At 68.0% G+C, this 17,566-nt stretch carries 13 protein-coding genes; 9 read left to right on the plus strand and 4 right to left on the minus strand.

Translation table 11 applies throughout. From position 1 onward, the window contains the following. Positions 1–19: 19 nt before the first annotated feature. Positions 20–157 carry a 50S ribosomal protein L34 gene (gene rpmH, locus ACWGID_RS11545; RefSeq protein WP_130386492.1) on the minus strand — a complete coding sequence of 46 codons (138 nt, stop codon included), beginning with the start codon at positions 155–157 and terminating at the stop codon, positions 20–22. A gap of 2,187 nt (positions 158–2,344) precedes the next feature. Between rpmH and dnaA the strand changes: the two genes are divergently transcribed. The 6 genes from dnaA to ACWGID_RS11575 all read left to right on the plus strand — a co-directional run bounded on the left by dnaA (position 2,345) and on the right by ACWGID_RS11575 (position 9,704). Beyond that, complete coding sequence (dnaA, locus tag ACWGID_RS11550) at positions 2,345–4,039, plus strand: chromosomal replication initiator protein DnaA (protein WP_452196467.1); 1,695 nt, start codon at positions 2,345–2,347, stop codon at positions 4,037–4,039. A 463-nt stretch (positions 4,040–4,502) separates the two neighbouring features. Further along, the gene (dnaN, locus tag ACWGID_RS11555) at positions 4,503–5,648 is read left to right on the plus strand and encodes a DNA polymerase III subunit beta (protein ID WP_452196354.1); all 1,146 of its coding nucleotides are present in this window, start codon (positions 4,503–4,505) and stop codon (positions 5,646–5,648) included. 26 nt (positions 5,649–5,674) lie between these two features. Next, positions 5,675–6,595 carry a phosphogluconate dehydrogenase (NAD(+)-dependent, decarboxylating) gene (gene gnd / locus ACWGID_RS11560; RefSeq protein WP_452196355.1) on the plus strand — a complete coding sequence of 307 codons (921 nt, stop codon included), beginning with the start codon at positions 5,675–5,677 and terminating at the stop codon, positions 6,593–6,595. Between the two features lies 1 nt (position 6,596). Beyond that, complete coding sequence (gene recF / locus ACWGID_RS11565) at positions 6,597–7,736, plus strand: DNA replication/repair protein RecF (RefSeq protein ID WP_452196356.1); 1,140 nt, start codon at positions 6,597–6,599, stop codon at positions 7,734–7,736. After that, on the plus strand, positions 7,729–8,292 hold the full coding sequence (locus tag ACWGID_RS11570; protein WP_452196357.1) for a DUF721 domain-containing protein: 564 nt from the start codon (positions 7,729–7,731) through the stop codon (positions 8,290–8,292). Before recF ends, ACWGID_RS11570 begins: the two co-directional genes overlap by 8 nt. Before the next feature lie 68 nt (positions 8,293–8,360). Continuing rightward, positions 8,361–9,704: a hypothetical protein gene (locus tag ACWGID_RS11575; RefSeq protein WP_452196358.1), complete on the plus strand. Its 1,344-nt coding sequence runs from the start codon at positions 8,361–8,363 to the stop codon at positions 9,702–9,704. 9 nt (positions 9,705–9,713) lie between these two features. Here ACWGID_RS11575 and ACWGID_RS11580 read toward each other — a convergent pair whose 3' ends face one another. From ACWGID_RS11580 to ACWGID_RS11590, 3 genes are read right to left on the minus strand one after another with little or no spacing between them, the layout of a single operon-like run. Next, positions 9,714–10,271 (minus strand): hypothetical protein, encoded by a 558-nt coding sequence (locus tag ACWGID_RS11580; protein ID WP_452196359.1) that lies wholly within the window; start codon positions 10,269–10,271, stop codon positions 9,714–9,716. Next, complete coding sequence (locus ACWGID_RS11585) at positions 10,268–10,873, minus strand: hypothetical protein (RefSeq protein WP_452196360.1); 606 nt, start codon at positions 10,871–10,873, stop codon at positions 10,268–10,270. Before ACWGID_RS11585 ends, ACWGID_RS11580 begins: the two co-directional genes overlap by 4 nt. Continuing rightward, positions 10,870–11,508, minus strand: a complete 639-nt coding sequence (locus ACWGID_RS11590) for a hypothetical protein (protein ID WP_452196361.1) — start codon at positions 11,506–11,508, stop codon at positions 10,870–10,872. Before ACWGID_RS11590 ends, ACWGID_RS11585 begins: the two co-directional genes overlap by 4 nt. A 317-nt stretch (positions 11,509–11,825) precedes the next feature. On the opposite strand from ACWGID_RS11590, the gene gyrB reads away from it, so the two are divergent. From gyrB to ACWGID_RS11605, 3 genes are all read left to right on the plus strand, one after another. After that, complete coding sequence (gene gyrB, locus ACWGID_RS11595; protein ID WP_452196362.1) at positions 11,826–13,916, plus strand: DNA topoisomerase (ATP-hydrolyzing) subunit B; 2,091 nt, start codon at positions 11,826–11,828, stop codon at positions 13,914–13,916. 123 nt (positions 13,917–14,039) lie between these two features. Then, on the plus strand, positions 14,040–16,652 hold the full coding sequence (gyrA, locus tag ACWGID_RS11600) for a DNA gyrase subunit A (RefSeq protein ID WP_452196468.1): 2,613 nt from the start codon (positions 14,040–14,042) through the stop codon (positions 16,650–16,652). Then, entirely contained in the window at positions 16,652–17,566 is a 915-nt protein-coding gene (locus ACWGID_RS11605; protein WP_452196363.1) for a DUF3566 domain-containing protein, read from the plus strand. The genes gyrA and ACWGID_RS11605 overlap by 1 nt, the downstream gene beginning before the upstream one ends.

The following is a 17,566-nucleotide window of genomic DNA, read 5'->3' on the forward strand; positions in this document are numbered from 1 at the left end:
TCACCGTCGAAAAGGTCGCTCAGGCCGCGAGGCGCTGACGACCCTTGCCACGGCGGGCGGCGATGATCGCTCGACCCGCACGGGTACGCATCCGAAGACGGAAGCCGTGCTTCTTGTGCCGACGACGGTTGTTCGGCTGGAACGTCCGCTTGCTCACTGGAATGACTCCGGTTACTCGAGATCACAAATTTGTCGACAAATCCACTGATCAGGATCTGCCCGTTGGTGCAGTCCTGCACACCGTCGGAGAACCAGCTGAGGATTCCGCAGGGAGCGCAGCACGAAACGGCCGGCTCAACACCGACCGATCCACGGTACGTGGCCGCCTGTGGACAGGTCAAACCAGGTGTCCCCAGACTTTTCCACAGGCTTGTGGACAGGATAGTGGGTAACTGGTGGACACCGTACTCGTCACTGTCCGGACCGGGCCGCGACGGAGAGCGATCACGCACCATGACTACGCTCCGGCGTCCACCCGACACGCCGCAGGTTGCCCCCATTTTGCTGTTCATAGCCTGTGGATGACGGCTTGAAGCTGTGTGGGCGGACTTGTTAGCGTCACTTCCTCACACCAGAGGTCCTACATCCCGCAATCGGTAACCAACGGGCCACAGCAGTCGTTCACATCTGTGGACAACCATGTGGACACTGTGGATGCCGAGTGCGGACACAGCTACCGCGCTGAGCCAACAGCACAACGACTCACCGGCCGCACGGTGTCGGGGTCGAACGGTCGCACCGCCCGGGTCCTCACCCGGAACGCGCCGGCCACCGCAGCGATAGATTCGGGGAGCAACGCGTGGTCGAGGACCATTCCGCCAGTGCGGAATCCACACCGGCGGACTACACGCCAGCTGACTACCGGACGGATCGCTCCGCCGGCGGACAGCACGACCTGCGGCCCGAGCCCGACGCCGGCATCCGCCCGGAGCCCGAGGCGAACTTCCGGACCGAGGTCCCGCCCGCTCCCGAGCCGCAGCCCCGCACCGAGGCGCGACCGGAAGCTCCCCAGCAACTGCCGGAGGGGCTGCGTCGCGAGCCGCAGCCCCCGGCGCCGCGGTTCGACCCAGGCGACTACCTGGCCCCCTCGCTCCCGATCCCGATGCCCGAGCCCCCGGCCGCCGGCTACCGGCCCGCGCCGCCCCCGGGTCCGTACGGCTACCGCTCCGAGCTCGAGCGCGCCGCCACCGATCTCCCGTCCGGCCCACCACAGTCCCCCGCCGGTACGTCGTACTTCGGTGCGGCGCCGACTGTCGGGAACTACCGCCACCCCGGTGAAAACAACAGAGTGTGGGGTGGACCCCCGGAACGGGGTACTGGGAACAGTGTGAGCCCCGGACCGAACGAGGGTGATGCACGTGTGGACAACGCAGCCACGGACCAGTGGTCGACCGATCACCGCCAGTCGGTTCCACAGAGCGCGGCCGAGCACACCGCTCCGGAGAGCACCACGCCGGAGCACCAGTCCACCGAAAACCCTCAGCCCGAGCCCACAGCAGCCCCGGAGCACCAGACTCCAGAGCAGCACGCTCCCGAGCAACACACCGCTGAGCAGCACGCCCCTGAGCAGCACGCATCGCAACCGCACGCCTCGCAACCGCACGCTCCGGAGCAGCACGCAGAACAACCGCACGCCCCTGAGCAGCACACGCCGCAACACCAGCCTGCGCAGCAGCACACTCCGCAGCAGAACGCGCCTGAGCAGCACGTCGCCGAGCAGCTCTTCCCCGAGCAGCACCAGCCGGCTCCCGAGCACACAGCCCAGCAGGCTCCCCAGCAGGCTCCCCAGCAGCCGTCCGAGCAGCACGTGCCTGAGCAGCCGCCGCAGCAGCAGGTGCCCGAGCAGCCCGCTCCGCAGCAGCAGTCAGCTGCCCCTCAGCAGCAGGCGCCTGAGGAACACGCTCCGCAGCAGCAGGCACCGGCCCCTCACCAGCAGCCCGTCCAGCAGGAGCCGCCGGTCCAGCAGCAGCCGGTCCAGCACCACGTGCCTCAGCAGTCTGCTCACCACTATCCGGCTGCCCAGCAGTCGGCTCCCCAGCAACCCGCGCCCCCGCGACCGGTCCAGCACCTGTCGCTCCCGGACCAGCCGCTCCAGAGTCAGCCGCTCCAGCACCACGCTCCTCAACAGCCGGCTCCTCAACAGCCGACCCACCAACAGCGCGCTCCCCAGCAGCACGTGCCTCAGCAACCGTCGTACCAGCAGCCCTCACACGAGCAGCCGTCGCACCAGCAGCCGTCGCACCAGCCGGCCGCTCAGCAGATCCCACAGCAGCAGATGCCCCAGCAGCACCTGCCTCAGCAAGCGCCGCAGCAGCACACCCCCCAGCAGCATGTGCCTCAGCAGGTGCAGCAGCAGCCGGTGGCTGAGGTGGTAGCGCCGGTGACGGATCTGGGTGACGCGTGGAGCCGTGTCCTCGGCGGTCTCCCGCCGAACCAGCGCGCCTGGCTCACCAACTCGCGTCCGGTCACGCTCCACGAGAGCACCGCGATCGTCGCCGTACCGGACGACTTCACCCGTGGTCAGCTCGAGACGCGGCTGCGTCCGGACCTGGAGCGGATCCTCACCGAGAGCTTCGGCCGGGACATCCGGATCGCCGTCACCGTCGACCCGTCCCTCGACCCCGAGGTCCGCGAGCAGGCCGCGCCGCAACCGCCGCAGCAACGCCAGCAGCCCCAACAGCCGCAGCAGTACGCGCAGCCCCCGGTACAGCAGCAGCCGCCGCAGATGCAGCAGATGCCGCAACACCATGTACAGCAGCCGGTTCAGCAGCAGCCACCGGCCGTACGCGAGCCGTTGCGCACCGACGGCGCGTACCAGCCGACGATCCAGTCCGCGCTGACCGATCCGGACAACGGACCGCAGTACAGCCAACCCCCGGCGCCACAGCACTACGAGCAGCCGGCTCCGCAGCAGCAGGCCCCGTTCGGTCAGCCGCTCGGCTCGGTCGCCCCGCCGCCGAACGGTTCCGCGCCGACCCAGTCGGCGACCGAAGCGCAGGGCGAGGCCCGGCTGAACCCGAAGTACACGTTCGAGACCTTCGTCATCGGTAGCTCGAACCGGTTCGCGCACGCGGCCGCGGTCGCGGTCGCCGAGGCGCCGGGCAAGGCGTACAACCCGCAGCTCATCTACGGCGACTCCGGTCTGGGCAAGACCCACCTGCTGCACGCCATCGGGCACTACGTCCGCAGTCTCTACACCGGGGCGCGCGTCCGGTACGTCTCCAGCGAAGAGTTCACCAACGACTTCATCAACGCGATCCGCGACGACAAGGCGTCCCAGTTCCAGCGCCGGTACCGCGACGTCGACGTCCTGCTGATCGACGACATCCAGTTCCTGGAAGGCAAGATCCAGACCCAGGAAGAGTTCTTCCACACCTTCAACACGCTGCACAACGCGAACAAGCAGATCGTGATCAGCTCCGACCGCGCACCGAAGCGGCTGGAGGCACTGGAGGACCGGCTGCGGAACCGGTTCGAGTGGGGTCTGATCACCGACATCCAGCCGCCGGACCTCGAGACCCGGATCGCGATCCTGCGGAAGAAGGCAGCCACCGAGCGGCTGACCGCGCCGCCGGAGGTGCTGGAGTTCATCGCGTCGAAGGTGCAGACGAACATCCGTGAGCTCGAGGGCGCGCTGATCCGGGTGACGGCGTTCGCCAGCCTGAACCGGCAGCCGGTCGACCTGAGCCTGGCCGAGATCGTGCTGAAGGACCTGATCCCCGAGGGCAGCAAGCCCGAGGTGACCGCGAGCATGATCATGGGCCAGACGGCGTCGTACTTCGGTCTGTCGATCGACGACCTGTGCGGTTCGAGCCGCAGCCGCGTCCTGGTCACCGCCCGCCAGATCGCGATGTATCTGTGCCGGGAGCTGACCGATCTCTCGCTGCCGAAGATCGGTCAGCAGTTCGGCGGCCGCGACCACACCACGGTGATGCACGCCGAACGGAAGATCCGGCAACTGATGTCGGAGCGGCGCAGCGTCTTCAATCAGGTCACCGAATTGACCAACCGGATCAAGCACCAAGCGAAGCAGCAGTAGCCACACAGGCTGGGGACACAGCTGTGGAAAACTGGGGGTATTGCCGTGGATACCTCGGTCTGTCGTGTGGATTGGCTGTGGGGACAGAATTCTTCGTCCACGGTCGTCCTCAGACGAAGCGGTGGCCGTCCACACGCCGTCCACATGGCAATTCGGCCTCTGACCTGGGAAGACGCCGCTTTTCCACACTATCCACCGGTGCTAAGAACCCTATGGAATCTGTAGAGAGTTCCCAGTCCACAAAACGAACGAGCGGCTCGATCTGGGGAAAACCCCGGCCTCGCGCCCGCTTGCGGGACCTGTCAGGCTGTCTCTGGAAGGTCGTGAGCAGCAGCCCACGGCCGGACCGGTACGACGCCGACGCGACCCGCCCGAAGCGCCACGTCAGGCCCGAATGGCGCAGAGCACACTTGTCCGTGGCAGGATCTGCCTGGCACACAGCCGAATCAGGAGGCACCCAGCGGTGAAGTTTCGCGTCGAGCGCGACGTACTGGCCGAGTCGGTGGCCTGGGCCGCGCGCAGCTTGCCCAGTCGCCCCAGCGTCCCGATCCTTGCCGGCCTTCTGGTCGAGGCCGAGGACGGGCAGATCACCCTGTCCGGCTTCGACTACGAGACCTCGGTCCGGGTGACCGTGCCCGCGCAGGTCGCGGACGCCGGTAAGTGCCTGATCTCCGGCCGGCTGGTCGCTGATATCTCCAAGAGCCTTCCGAACCAGCCGGTGGACGTCGCCGTGGACGGAGCGAAGGCCCAGGTCACCTGTGGCAGCTCGCGGTTCACGCTCCAGACGCTTCCCACAGAGGAATATCCGGCTCTGCCCGAGCTTCCGGCCGCCAGCGGGACGGTCAAGGCCGACGTCTTCGCCCAGGCCGTCTCCCAGGTCGTGACCGCGGCCGGGCGGGAGGACACCCTTCCGGTGCTGACCGGCGTCCGGGTCGAGATCGAGGGCTCCACGATCGCCCTGCTGGCCACCGACCGCTACCGGCTGGCGATCCGCGAGCTGGAGTGGAACCCGCAGTCCCCCGACGCGTCCGCGGCCGCGCTGGTGCCGGCCCGGGTGCTGTCGGAGACCGCGAAGGCGATGACCGGCTCGGACGTGATCGTCTCGCTGGCCGCTCCTGGCACCGGTGACGGCATCGTCGGCTTCGAGGGCCAGGTGTCGGGCGGCAACCGGCGCGCCACCACCCGGCTGCTGGACGGTGAATTCCCGAAGGTCCGCGGCATCATCCCGACCGACGCGGCGATCGCCACCCGGGTGCGGATCGACACCGCGACCCTGGTCGAGGCGGTCAAGCGCGTCGCCCTGGTCGCGGAGCGGAACGCCCCGGTCCGGCTGACCTTCGACGAGGACAGCGTGACGCTCGACGCCGGCAGTGGTGACGAGGCTCAGGCGTCCGAGTCGCTCGAGGCCCGGGTCACCGGTGACCCGGTGACGGTCGGGTTCAACCCGACGTACCTGCTCGACGGTCTCGGCGCGATCGGTACGCCGGTCGCGCACCTGGCCTTCACGCAGGCGACGAAGCCGGCCGAACTGACCGGTGTGCGGGACTTCGACGGCGATCCGATCAGCGAGTTCCGCTACGTGCTGATGCCGGTCCGCCTGAACAGCTGAACACCAACAGAACAAGGGGATTCACGATGGAGCTCGGCCTTGTCGGTCTCGGCAAGATGGGCGGCAACATGCGCCAGCGGATCCGCAACGCCGGCCACACCGTGGTCGGGTTCGATCACAACCAGGACATCTCCGATTCCAAGGACCTGGCCGACATGGTCGGCAAGCTCACCGCGGCCGACCAGCCGAAGGTGGTCTGGATCATGGTCCCGGTGCAGGCCATCGACCCGGTCGTCACCGAGCTGGCCGAGCTGCTGTCCCCCGGCGACATCGTGATCGACGGCGGCAACAGCCGCTGGACCGACGACACCCGCCGGGCCGCGCAGCTCGCCGAGAAGGGCATCCAGTTCGTCGACTGCGGTGTCTCCGGCGGTGTCTGGGGCCTGGAGAACGGCTACGCGCTGATGTGCGGCGGTGACAAGGCGACCGTCGACGTGGTGATGCCGATCTTCGAGGCGCTGAAGCCGGAGAGCGAGTTCGGCTTCGTGCACGCCGGCAAGGTCGGCGCCGGGCACTTCTCGAAGATGGTCCACAACGGCATCGAGTACGGGATCATGCAGGCGTACGCCGAGGGCTACGAGCTGCTCGAGGCCGCGGACATCGTGGAGAACGTCCCGGAGGCCTTCGAGTCCTGGCGCGAGGGCACCGTGATCCGGTCCTGGCTGCTCGACCTGCTGGTCGCCTCGCTCAAGGACGACAGCCACCTGGCCAAGATCCGCGGGTACGCCGACGACTCGGGCGAGGGCCGCTGGACCGTCGAGGCCGCGATCGACCACGCCGTACCGATGCCGGCGATCTCGGCCGCGCTGTTCGCGCGGTTCGCGTCCCGGCAGGAGGACTCGCCGGCGATGAAGGCGATCGCCGCGATGCGGAACCAGTTCGGCGGGCACGCCGTGAAGGGTGCCGAGGCCGCCGACCCGTCGTACGCGACCCCGCCCAAGAACTGAGGTGTACGTCACCGCCCTGGGTCTGCTCGACTTCCGGTCCTATCAGCAGGCGGAGGTCCAGCTCGCCCCGGGCGTGACGGCCTTCGTCGGGCCGAACGGGCAGGGCAAGACCAACCTGGTCGAGGCGATCCACTACACCGCGACGCTCGGTTCGCACCGGGTGGCGACCGACGCACCGCTCGTGCGTGCCGGTGCCACCCGCGCGATCGTGCGGACGGAGATCCGCAGCCAGTACGACCGGGACGTGGTCGTCGAGCTGGAAATCAATCCTGGGAAGGCAAATCGGGCCCGGATCAACCGTTCGCCGGTCCCCCGGCCACGGGAAGTGCTCGGTCTGCTGCGGACCGTGCTGTTCGCGCCGGAGGATCTCGCCCTGGTGAAGGGCGACCCGTCCGAGCGACGCCGGTTCCTCGACGAGCTGCTGACGCTGCGGGCGCCGCGGATGGCCGGCGTGCGGCAGGACTACGACCGGGTGCTGAAGCAACGGAACTCGTTGCTGCGGAGCGCCTCGCAGGCCCGCCGCCAGAACCGCACGAGTGCCGCCGAGGGGCAGTTGCGCACCCTCGAGGTCTGGGACTCGCACCTGGCCCGCTCCGGGGCCGAACTGTTGGCGACCCGCCTGGAGCTGCTCGAAGCGATGCGTCCACTGGTCTCGAGTGCGTACGACGCCGTTGCCCGAGGCAAGGGTGACGCGCGGCTGGAGTACAAGTCGTCGGTGCTGCTCGAGCCCGGTGTCGCGTCCCGGGAGCAGCTGGAGGAGATCCTGCTCGAAGCGGTCCGGGAGAAGCGATCGGACGAGCTGGACCGCGGGGTCTCGCTGGTCGGTCCGCACCGCGACGATCTGGTTCTCGGGCTCGGGGACTTGCCTGCGAAGGGGTACGCGAGTCACGGTGAGTCCTGGTCGTTCGCGCTCGCGCTGCGACTGGCGTCGTACGAACTGCTGCGGGCGGACGGGGGTGAACCGGTGCTGATCCTCGACGACGTGTTCGCCGAGCTCGACTCGCAACGCCGGGACCGGCTGGCGGAGCTGGTCGCGCCGGCCGAGCAGGTGCTGGTGACCGCGGCCGTCGGCGCTGACGTGCCCGCTGAGCTCAGCGGTGCGCGCTTCGAGGTGGGTGAGGGGGTCGTTCAGCGTGTCTGAACCCCCAGATTCCTCTGAGAGCGGCCCTGAGAGCGAGCTCCCCGTCGAGGAGGAGCACGACAAGCAGGGGCTGGACCTGGCGAAGTCGTTGGCCGGACGACTCAAGCAGCAGGCCGCGGCCGGCGGCATCAAGCCCGTCAAGCGCCGTCGTCGGCCGCGGATCGACGGCGCGCAGATCAGCAGCGCGCGCCCCGACGACCGCGACCCGCAGAAGCTGACCAACACGCTCGGCCGGCTGATGCGCGACCAGGGCTGGGAGGTCGACGTCGCGGTTCACGGCGTGATGGCCCGCTGGCCGTCGATCGTCGGCCCCGAGATGGCCGAGCACTGCACCCCGGAGTCGTACGAGAACAACGTCCTCAGCGTCCGTACGTCGTCCACCGCGTGGGCCACGCAGCTCAAACTGCTCGCCCCCGACCTGGTCCGCCGCCTGAACGCCGAACTCGGCGAAGGCACCGTCACCAGCGTCAAGGTCCAGGGCCCGCACGCCCCCTCCTGGCGCAAGGGCCCCCGCACCGTCCGCGGCGGCCGCGGCCCCCGCGACACCTACGGCTGAGGCGAGTCCGGGATCGAGTCCGGGATCGAGTTAGGTCGCGACCCGGCCCTCCCCTAGGATCAGGCGCGATGCGCACGCTCGTTGACGGCTTTCGCGAGATGGTCCACCTGATCGGGGATACGTTCCGGCTCTGGTGGAAGAACCTCCTGCCCATGACCATCTGGTGGGTCGCCGGTTTCACGGGGTTCACGGTGTGTTCCCAGGGCGCGATCTGGCTGGCCCAGCACGCACACTCCAGTCTCGGTACGGGTCTGTTCGCGGTCGGCGTACTGCTGCAGATCACCGCCGCCGTCGGCATGATCCGGACGTGTGCGATGTCGCTGTATCGCTGGCGTGACGCGGCGAGCAGCGAGGCCGAGGAGACTTCCGACCCGACGCAGCGCGGGCTCCTGGAGTTGCTGGCCGTCACGCTGCTGCCGCTGGTCGCCGTGTGGTCGGCGTGGGGATTCTTCGACGACCAGGTCAACCAGCTGAGTGCGACGTACCTGGTGCAGAACGGCCTCCAGCCGGGCTCCGGGTTCTTCAAGGTGGGAATCCACAGCTGGCACAACTACCTGCCCGCCCTCATCATCCTGCTGGTGCTCCGCCGCGTGCTGCAGGCGGTCGACGACCGGTGGCCGAGCCGGCCGGTGAAGTTCACCCAGGTCTGGGCCGAGTCGTTCTTCGTGCTGCTGACCTTCGTGATCACGCCGTACGCGATCGCCGAGGGCAAGGTGTGGTTTCAGAAGCGCAGCTTCTGGTACTGGTCGGTGGACTGGTGGGACGGCGTGAAGGGCTTCTTCGCGAACATCCACATCCCGATTCCGGCCGGTATCGAGTTCCTGTGGGGTTTCTTCTGGGATTCGCTCTGGCCGCTGTTCAAGTTGGGCGTCGCCGAGCCGTTGACCTGGCTGGCCATCACCACGGTCGTCTTCGGGCACCGCGTGCTCTCCAGCGGTGGCGTCTTCCGCGGTACCCGGATCGAGCGCCGGCTCGGTGGACAGACCGAACAAGAGGCCGCTCCGCGTGGCCGGATCGTCGAGCTGACGTACAAGGCGCCGGACCTGTTGCTCGCCGGTGTGCGGGAGAAGTTCTACCCGGCGATCAACGCGTTCCGGCTGCTGGTTCGCGTCGGGCCGGTGTTCCTCGGCGTCGTCTGCATGGTTTACACCCTTTGGGTTCTCGGCGACGCCTGGGCGTTCGTCGGCATCCAGCGGCTGATCGGCATCCACGGCGAGACGTGGGGCCTGATGAACCAGGAGATCGCCACGACGATCGAGCGCCTGCTCTTCGAGCCGCTCCGGATCGCCCTGCTGGCGGCCGCGTTCGACCTGTGCATCTCGGTTGGCACGGAGCGCCGCGCCGAGGCCTCCGCCGCGGCGGAGGCCAAGACCGCGGAAGCCGCCAAGCAGCCGGCGCCCGCGACCGCCTGAGCGTTCAGCTCACGGGGTGATCAGTACCCGCCGGTGCTCGCTGAAGTCCTCTACGGTCACACCGGTCAGATTCGGTACGGCGGACTTCGGCACGATGAAGACCTGCGCGATCTGCTGCGACTTGTTCATCGTGAACGGGTGGTCGTCATCGCTGCAGTACGTCGGCAACGGGTAACCGTACGCCTGCTCGTTGTCCCACGTGTTGCCCTTGGTATCCCGGAGTACCGCGTCGCAGCTGAAACCCTTGTCCTTCAGGAAGATGCCGTCGCGCGGTGTCACGGTCATCGTCGCCACGACCGCGATCGAGCCGGCCGGGCCGCCGAGCTCGATCGCCTCGCCCTCGTCGTTCAGCAGCGTGGCGTACGCCTTCAACGAGTCGAGCTTCCACTCGACGTGCGCGACCGTCACCGGTCCCTGGCTGATGACTGTGTCGATCCGGCCCTGCTTGTAGATGCTCTCGTCGTCGTCCAGGTAGGGCTTCAGCATCACGAACGATCCGACGCCGGCCAGCGACACCAGCAGCGAGACCTGGACGGCCAGCCGGGACACCCGGCCCGTGAGCTTCACGATGCCACCCGGGTCTCGGACTTGCCGACGACGTACTGCGGCTCGGCGCCGTCCACCATCTGCTGGGCGATCCCGTCGGTCGGAATGCCGAGGTCGACCCGCACCTCGGAGCTGTAGACGTTGAAGAACAGTGACGGGCGGATCCTCAGGGTGAGGTTGGTCATGTCGGCCGGGTTCACCTCGAACACGAGCGTGCCGGTGCGCGCGAAGCCGGCGTCCGGGAAGCCGAAGTCGCTGCTGTCCACGCCCTCGACCGGTACGTAGATGCTGCCGCCGTCCGTGGTCAGGGTCTCGTCGAACCCGCCGGGCTTCTGCACTCCGCGGACCGTGTCCCACTCGATCGCGACGAAGACACCGTTGGTCTCGACGGCCTTCTTGTCGTCGGTGTCATTGCTGTCCAGCAGCGACCGGGCGAACTTGATCCGGTTCACCTTCACGGTCGACCCGCTACCGGCGTACTCGAGGGACTCGCCGATCGTTCCGTGCACGATCTTGAGGTTCTGCTCCTCGTACACGTTCTCCGGGGCGGCCAAGCGGGTGATTCCGCCGATCAGAACGAAGAGCAGGCCGACCAGGATGGTCGCGGGGCGGTACAGCTTCACTTGTCGCCCCCCTTGTCGACGATGACCTCGGGCTTCATCCGGACGACGGCGGCCGCGTCCTCCGAGTGCCAGTACGGATCGTCGTTCGCACCCAGCGCCGCGTTGTCGCCCACGAAGTGCTCTTGCAGTACGCCGATCTCGATCTCGTCGGCGGTGAAGTCCGGTTCGACCTTGAACTTCACCGTGCACGACTCCGGCGGCAACCCGTAGACCAGGCGCCAGCCGATCCGGTCGTCCTTGCAGGTCGCGCTGTCGGCCTCCACGAGGTCGGCGCCACCGCCCGGGACGAGCCGGAAGAGAGACGGGTCGATCCGGGTGCTCTCCTGCTTCTCGGAGTCGATGTTCTTCGCGTCCAGGGAGAGCTGCAGCGTGGTCTCGGCGTCGGAGTACTCGCCCTTCGGTTTCCGGACGATGACGGCCTTGGTGATGTTGTATTCGAAGCGGCCGGCGGTGACCGTTGCCGGCGCGGTGAGAGTCGGAACCGTACGGCCCTTCTTCTCTTTCCAGCCGCCGGTGGCGAGGACGATCAGCGCGGCCACTACGACGAGGGCGATCACCAGCAACCAGATCCGCCGGTGCCGGTGGATCACCCGGTCGGCGATCATCGCATCGATGACCTCGTCGAGACTTTCCACGGCAGCGATCCTAGAGGTCGGTGGGTGCGCGCCGGGCACCGCTCGTCCCCGGGCCGTCGGGAGGCCTGTTCAGCGGTCTGGACCGGTCGGTGACGGAAAGGGTCAGCCGCGAAACACCCGAAGGCCACTGAGAGGCCGTGAGCGCTTTTCGGCCCCCCACCCGCGAGAGGGGACATGGCGATGAGGGAGAAAAGACGCCCTGACCCGAGTTTCAGGCGCCTGGTGGCAGGTTCTGCTTCGGTCGACGGGTAGAATGAACGGTGTAGAGCGAGCCGCGCCTTTGCAATCACCGTAGAGGGCGGCTCTACTGTGCCGCGATGCCTCGCGAACGCGGGGTCCGAGGAGGACAACCACCGGTGACCGACGAGCCGATCGAGATCGACGCCAACCAGTCCGCCGACCCCATCGGCCCCAGCGATACCCCCGCTCCCGACCTGGACGCGATTCCGTCGTCGGTCGTCGAGCGGGAGTACGACGCGAGCGCCATCCAGGTCCTGGAGGGGCTGGACGCGGTCCGGAAGCGTCCCGGGATGTATATCGGGTCCACCGGTGAGCGGGGTCTGCACCACCTGGTCACCGAGGTGGTCGACAACGCGGTCGACGAGGCCATGGCGGGGTACGGCGACAGCATCGTGGTGACGCTGCTCGCCGACGGCGGGGTCCGGGTCGAGGACAACGGCCGTGGTATCCCGGTCGGCATCGTCGAGTCCGAGGGCAAGCCGGCCGTCACCGTCGTACTGACCGTGCTGCACGCCGGCGGCAAGTTCGGCGGCGGCGGTTACAAGGTGTCCGGCGGTCTGCACGGCGTCGGCGTCTCGGTCGTGAACGCGCTGTCCACCCGGCTCCAGGTCGACGTCAAGACCGGCGGCAAGCTGTACACGCAGACGTTCACGATGGGTAACCCGGACGAGGACCTGGCCGAGATCGGCACCTCGGACTCGAACGGTACGACGATCACGTTCTGGGCCAGCCCGGACGTGTTCGAGACCACGACGTACTCCTACGAGACGCTGGCCACCCGCTTCCGCGAGTACGCGTTCCTGAACAAGGGCCTCGAGCTGGTGATCCGGGACGAGCGCCCCGACCACCTCGACGAGGACGGCAACCCGCTGGAGCAGTCCTTCCGGTACGCCGACGGTCTGGTCGACTACGTGAAGTACCTGACCGGGATCCGCGAGACCGTGCACCGGGACGTGATCTCGTTCGAGGCGGCCACCGCCGACGACAGCATGAGTCTCGAGGTCGCGCTGCAGTGGAGCGGCTCGTTCCAGGAGTCCGTGCACACCTTCGCGAACGCGATCAACACCCACGAGGGCGGCACCCACGAGGAGGGCTTCCGGGCCGCGCTGACCTCGCTGGTGAACGGGTTCGGCGAGGACCAGGGGATGATCAAGAAGAAGGAGGACAGGCTTACCGGTGACGACATCCGGGAGGGCCTGACCGCGATCATCTCGGTCAAGCTGGCCGAGCCGCAGTTCGAGGGCCAGACCAAGACCAAGCTCGGCAACACCGAGGTCAAGGGTTTCGTCCAGCGGGTCGTCAACGACAAGCTCGGCGCCTGGTTCGAGCAGAACCCGGCCGAGGGCCGGGAGATCATCCGCAAGGCGTCCGCCGCGGCGAGCGCCCGGATCGCGGCCCGCAAGGCCCGCGACCTGGCCCGCAACCGCAAGGGTCTGCTCGGTGGCGGCGGCCTCCCCGGCAAGCTGGCCGACTGCCAGTCGACCAACCCGGAGGAGTGCGAGGTCTACATCGTCGAGGGTGACTCGGCCGGTGGCTCCGCGAAGGGCGGCCGGGACCCGAAGTTCCAGGCCATCCTGCCGATCCGGGGCAAGATCCTGAACGTCGAGAAGGCCCGGATCGACAAGGTCCTGCAGAACAACGAGGTCCAGGCGATCATCTCCGCGCTCGGTACCGGTATCCACGAGGACTTCGACGAGGAGAAGCTGCGGTACCACAAGATCGTGATCATGGCCGACGCCGACGTCGACGGCCAGCACATCCGGACCCTGCTGCTGACCCTGTTGTTCCGGTTCATGCGGCCGCTGATCGAGCGCGGGCACGTGTACGCCGCGCAGCCGCCGCTGTACAAGATCCGCTGGAGCAACCAGCCCGACGAGCTCGCGTACACCGATCGGGAGCGCGACGGTCTGCTCGAGGCCGGCCACGAGGCGGGCAAGAAGCTACCCAAGGAGAACCCGATCCAGCGCTACAAGGGTCTGGGCGAGATGAACGCGAACGAGCTGTGGGACACCACGATGGACCCGGCCAACCGGGTGCTGCTGCAGATCACCCTCGACGACGCGATCCGCGCGGACGAGACGTTCCAGACACTGATGGGCGACGACATCGAGGCACGGCGCAGCTTCATCCAGCGCAACGCCAAGGACGTCCGCTTCCTCGACATCTAGAGCCGGCTCGACATCTGATCTCGCTGCTCACCGACGTACTGATCTGAACGGGACTTTTTCATGACCGAGACCCCCACCTCGCCGGGCCACGACCGGGTCGAGCCACTCGACCTGCAGACTGAGATGCAGCAGTCGTACCTCGACTACGCGATGGCCGTCATCGTCGGCCGCGCGCTGCCCGAGGTCCGCGACGGCCTGAAGCCGGTGCACCGCCGCATCCTCTACGCGATGTACGACGGCGGGTACCGGCCGGACCGCGGTTTCAACAAGTGTTCCCGCGTCGTCGGTGACGTCATGGGTCAGTACCACCCGCACGGCGACTCGGCGATCTACGACACCCTGGTCCGGCTCGCGCAGCCGTGGGTGATGCGGGCGCCACTGATCCAGGGCCAGGGCAACTTCGGTTCTCCCGGTAACGACCCGGCGGCCGCGATGCGGTACACCGAGTGCCGGATGGCGCCGCTGGCGATGGAGATGGTCCGCGACATCGACCAGGAGACCGTCGACTTCCGGCCGAACTACGACGGCAAGTCGCAGGAGCCGGTGATCCTGCCGGCCCGCTTCCCGAACCTGCTGGTGAACGGCTCGTCCGGGATCGCAGTCGGGATGGCGACGAATATCCCGCCGCACAACCTGCGTGAGGTCGCTGCCGCGGTCGACTGGGCGCTCGAGCACCCGGACGCGACCCGCGAGGAGCTGCTCGAGGCCTGCCTGCAGAACATCAAGGGCCCCGACTTCCCGAACGGCGCGCTGATCGTCGGCTACAAGGGCATCGACGACGCGTACCGCACCGGTCGGGGCTCGGTCACGATGCGCGCGGTCGTCGACATCGAGGAGGACGCCAAGGGCCGCACCAGCCTGGTCGTCACCCAGCTGCCGTACATGGTCAACCCGGACAACCTGGCGCTGAAGATCGCCGAGCTGGTCAACACCGGCAAGATGAGCGGCATCGCCGACATCCGCGACGACAGCTCGTCCCGGACCGGTCAGCGCCTGGTGGTCGTCCTGAAGCGGGACGCTCAGCCGCGTGTCGTACTGAACAACCTCTACAAGCACACGCCGCTGCAGGACACCTTCGGGTGCAACATGCTCGCGCTCGTCGACGGTGTACCGCGGACGCTGAGCGTTGACCTGTTCATCAAGCACTGGATCGACCACCAGATCGAGGTCGTCCAGCGGCGGACCCGCTACCGCCTGCGTGAGGCCGAGAAGAACGCGCACATCTACCGCGGGTACGTGAAGGCGCTGGACGCCCTCGACGAGGTGATCGCGCTGATCCGGCGCAGCCCCGACGTGGACGAGGCGCGCACCGGCCTGATCCAGCTGCTCGACATCGACGAGATCCAGGCGCAGGCGATCCTGGACATGCAGCTGCGCCGGCTGGCCGCCCTGGAGCGGCAGAAGATCATCGAGCGCTTGCAGGAGCTCGAGGCGATCATCGCCGACCTCGAGGACATCCTGGCCAGCCCGGAGCGGCAGCGGACGATCGTCAAGGACGAGCTCAGCGAGATCGTCGAGCGGTACGGCGACGAGCGGCGTACCGAGATCATCGCGGCCGACGGCGACCTCTCGGTGCAGGACCTGGTGCCGGACGAGGAGGTCGTGGTCACGATCTCGCGGGGCGGGTACGCGAAGCGGACCAAGACCGACCTCTACCGGACGCAGAACCGCGGCGGCAAGGGTGTCCGCGGCGCCCAGCTCCGGGCCGAGGACGAGATCAACCACTTCTTCGCCACCACGAACCACCACTGGATGCTGTTCTTCACCACCAAGGGCCGGGTCTACCGGGCCAAGGTGTGGCAGCTGCCCGAGTCCGCCCGGGACGCCAAGGGCTCGCATGTCGCCGGCCTGCTCTCGTTCCAGCCGGACGAGGAGATCGCGCAGGTCCTGACGCTGCGCGACTACGACCAGTCCGACTATTTGGTGCTCGCCACCAAGAAGGGCCTGGTCAAGAAGACGGCGTTGCGCGACTACGACTCGGCGCGGCAGAGCGGCATCATCGCCGTCAACTTCCGCGAGGAGGACGACGAGCTGATCGGCGCCGACCTGGCCACCGCCGAGGACGACCTGCTGCTGGTGTCCCGCAAGGGCCAGTCGATCCGCTTCACCGCGAACGACGACCAGCTGCGGCCGATGGGCCGGGCCACCTCGGGCGTGACCGGGATGAAGTTCCGCTCTGGTGACGAGCTGCTGTCGATGTCGGTGATCCGGGCCGGCGCGGACGAGGACACCCAGTTCGTCTTCACCGTGACCGATGCCGGGTACGCGAAGCGTTCGCGAGTCTCGGAGTACCGGCAGCAGGGCCGTGGCGGTCTCGGCATCAAGGCGGTGAAGCTGAACGACGAGCGTGGTTCGCTGGTCGGCGCGATCATCGTCGTCGACGAGGACCAGGTGCTCGCGATCAAGGCCAGCGGCCAGGTCGTCCGCAGCCGGGTCGACAGCGTCCCGGTCAAGGGCCGCGACACGATGGGCGTCCGGTTCGCCGGCGTCGGCGAGTCCGACGCGGTGGTCGCGATCGCCCGGAACACCGATCTGACCGTCGTCGGCGAGGAAGTAGCCGCCGAGGAGGAATCAGAGGCGGCCGAGGCGGGTACTGTCGCGAATGGTGCCCACAATGTGGACGGACCGACAACCGAATCCACCTCTGAGAGCGTCCAGAATGATGAGCAACGTTCGACGGACGTGGACGGCGCGGCTACCGTCGAAAGCGACGATGCCGGCCAGGAGGGTGACTGATGACCAACCGCGCGAGGCCGACATGGCCTGAAGGTGCGGCCGACGGCTCCAACCCCCAGCGCACCGCGCCGGGTGGGAAGCCGTCTGCCGCCCCGGCCAACCCGGCTTCCAACGGTCGTTCCAATGGCGTGCCCAACGCCAACGGCCAGCAGAGGTCCGGTACGCCGAACGGCCAACGGCCGTCCGAGTACCGCCCACAGCCGCGCCCGGGCACCCCAGGAGCTGGCGCCCCGGCCCGCCAGCAGCCCGGCGGCCGCCCGGCCCCGAGTACCCCTGGCCGGCCGGAGCAGCCGTGGTCACCCGGAGCCGCCCCCGCGGCCGCCGCAGCACCGGCGGCCGGAGCAGCGGCGTACGGCGAGACCGAATCGAAGACCGAGTCGCTCGGTGACCGGATGAACGCGGCCCGTCAGGCGGTGCTTGACAAGGCCAACGCGGTCAAGGCCTCCAAGCCCGACAAGTCCGAGCGGAACGAGGCCAAGCAGGCCCGGGTCGCCGAGAAGGACGCCAAGGCCGAGAAGGACGCCAAGGCCTCCAGCCGGCACCAGACCCGCAAGGCGCGCCTGCGGATGTCCCGGATCGACCCGTGGTCGGTGATGAAGACGGCGTTCCTGCTGTCCATCGCCTTCGGGATCGTCACCTGGGTCGCGGTCTTCATCGTCTGGTCCGCGATCGGCGCCGCGGGCGTCTTCGACAACATCAACTCGACGGTCCAGGAAGTCCTCGGTACGCCGACCGGCGAGCCGTTCCGGGTCGAGAACTACATCAACACCGGCAAGGTGATGGGATTCACCACCCTGCTCGCCTGCGCCGACGTGCTGATCATCACGGCGCTCGCGACCCTCGGATCCTTCCTCTACAACATCGCCGCCACGCTCCTCGGCGGCCTCGAAGTCACGCTGGCGTCGGAGGACTGA

The sequence above is a fragment of the Kribbella sp. NPDC054772 genome (genome assembly GCF_053611945.1).

What these genes read in the sequence shown, in the direction of transcription:
- gnd (WP_452196355.1), top strand. Translation starts at nt 5,675, where the DNA reads ATGGAGCTCGGCCTTGTCGGTCTCGGCAAGATGGGCGGCAACATGCGC.
- ACWGID_RS11575 (WP_452196358.1), top strand. Translation starts at nt 8,361, where the DNA reads ATGCGCACGCTCGTTGACGGCTTTCGCGAGATGGTCCACCTGATCGGG.
- gyrB (WP_452196362.1), top strand. Translation starts at nt 11,826, where the DNA reads ATGCCTCGCGAACGCGGGGTCCGAGGAGGACAACCACCGGTGACCGAC.
- gyrA (WP_452196468.1), top strand. Translation starts at nt 14,040, where the DNA reads ATGCAGCAGTCGTACCTCGACTACGCGATGGCCGTCATCGTCGGCCGC.
- ACWGID_RS11605 (WP_452196363.1), top strand. Translation starts at nt 16,652, where the DNA reads ATGACCAACCGCGCGAGGCCGACATGGCCTGAAGGTGCGGCCGACGGC.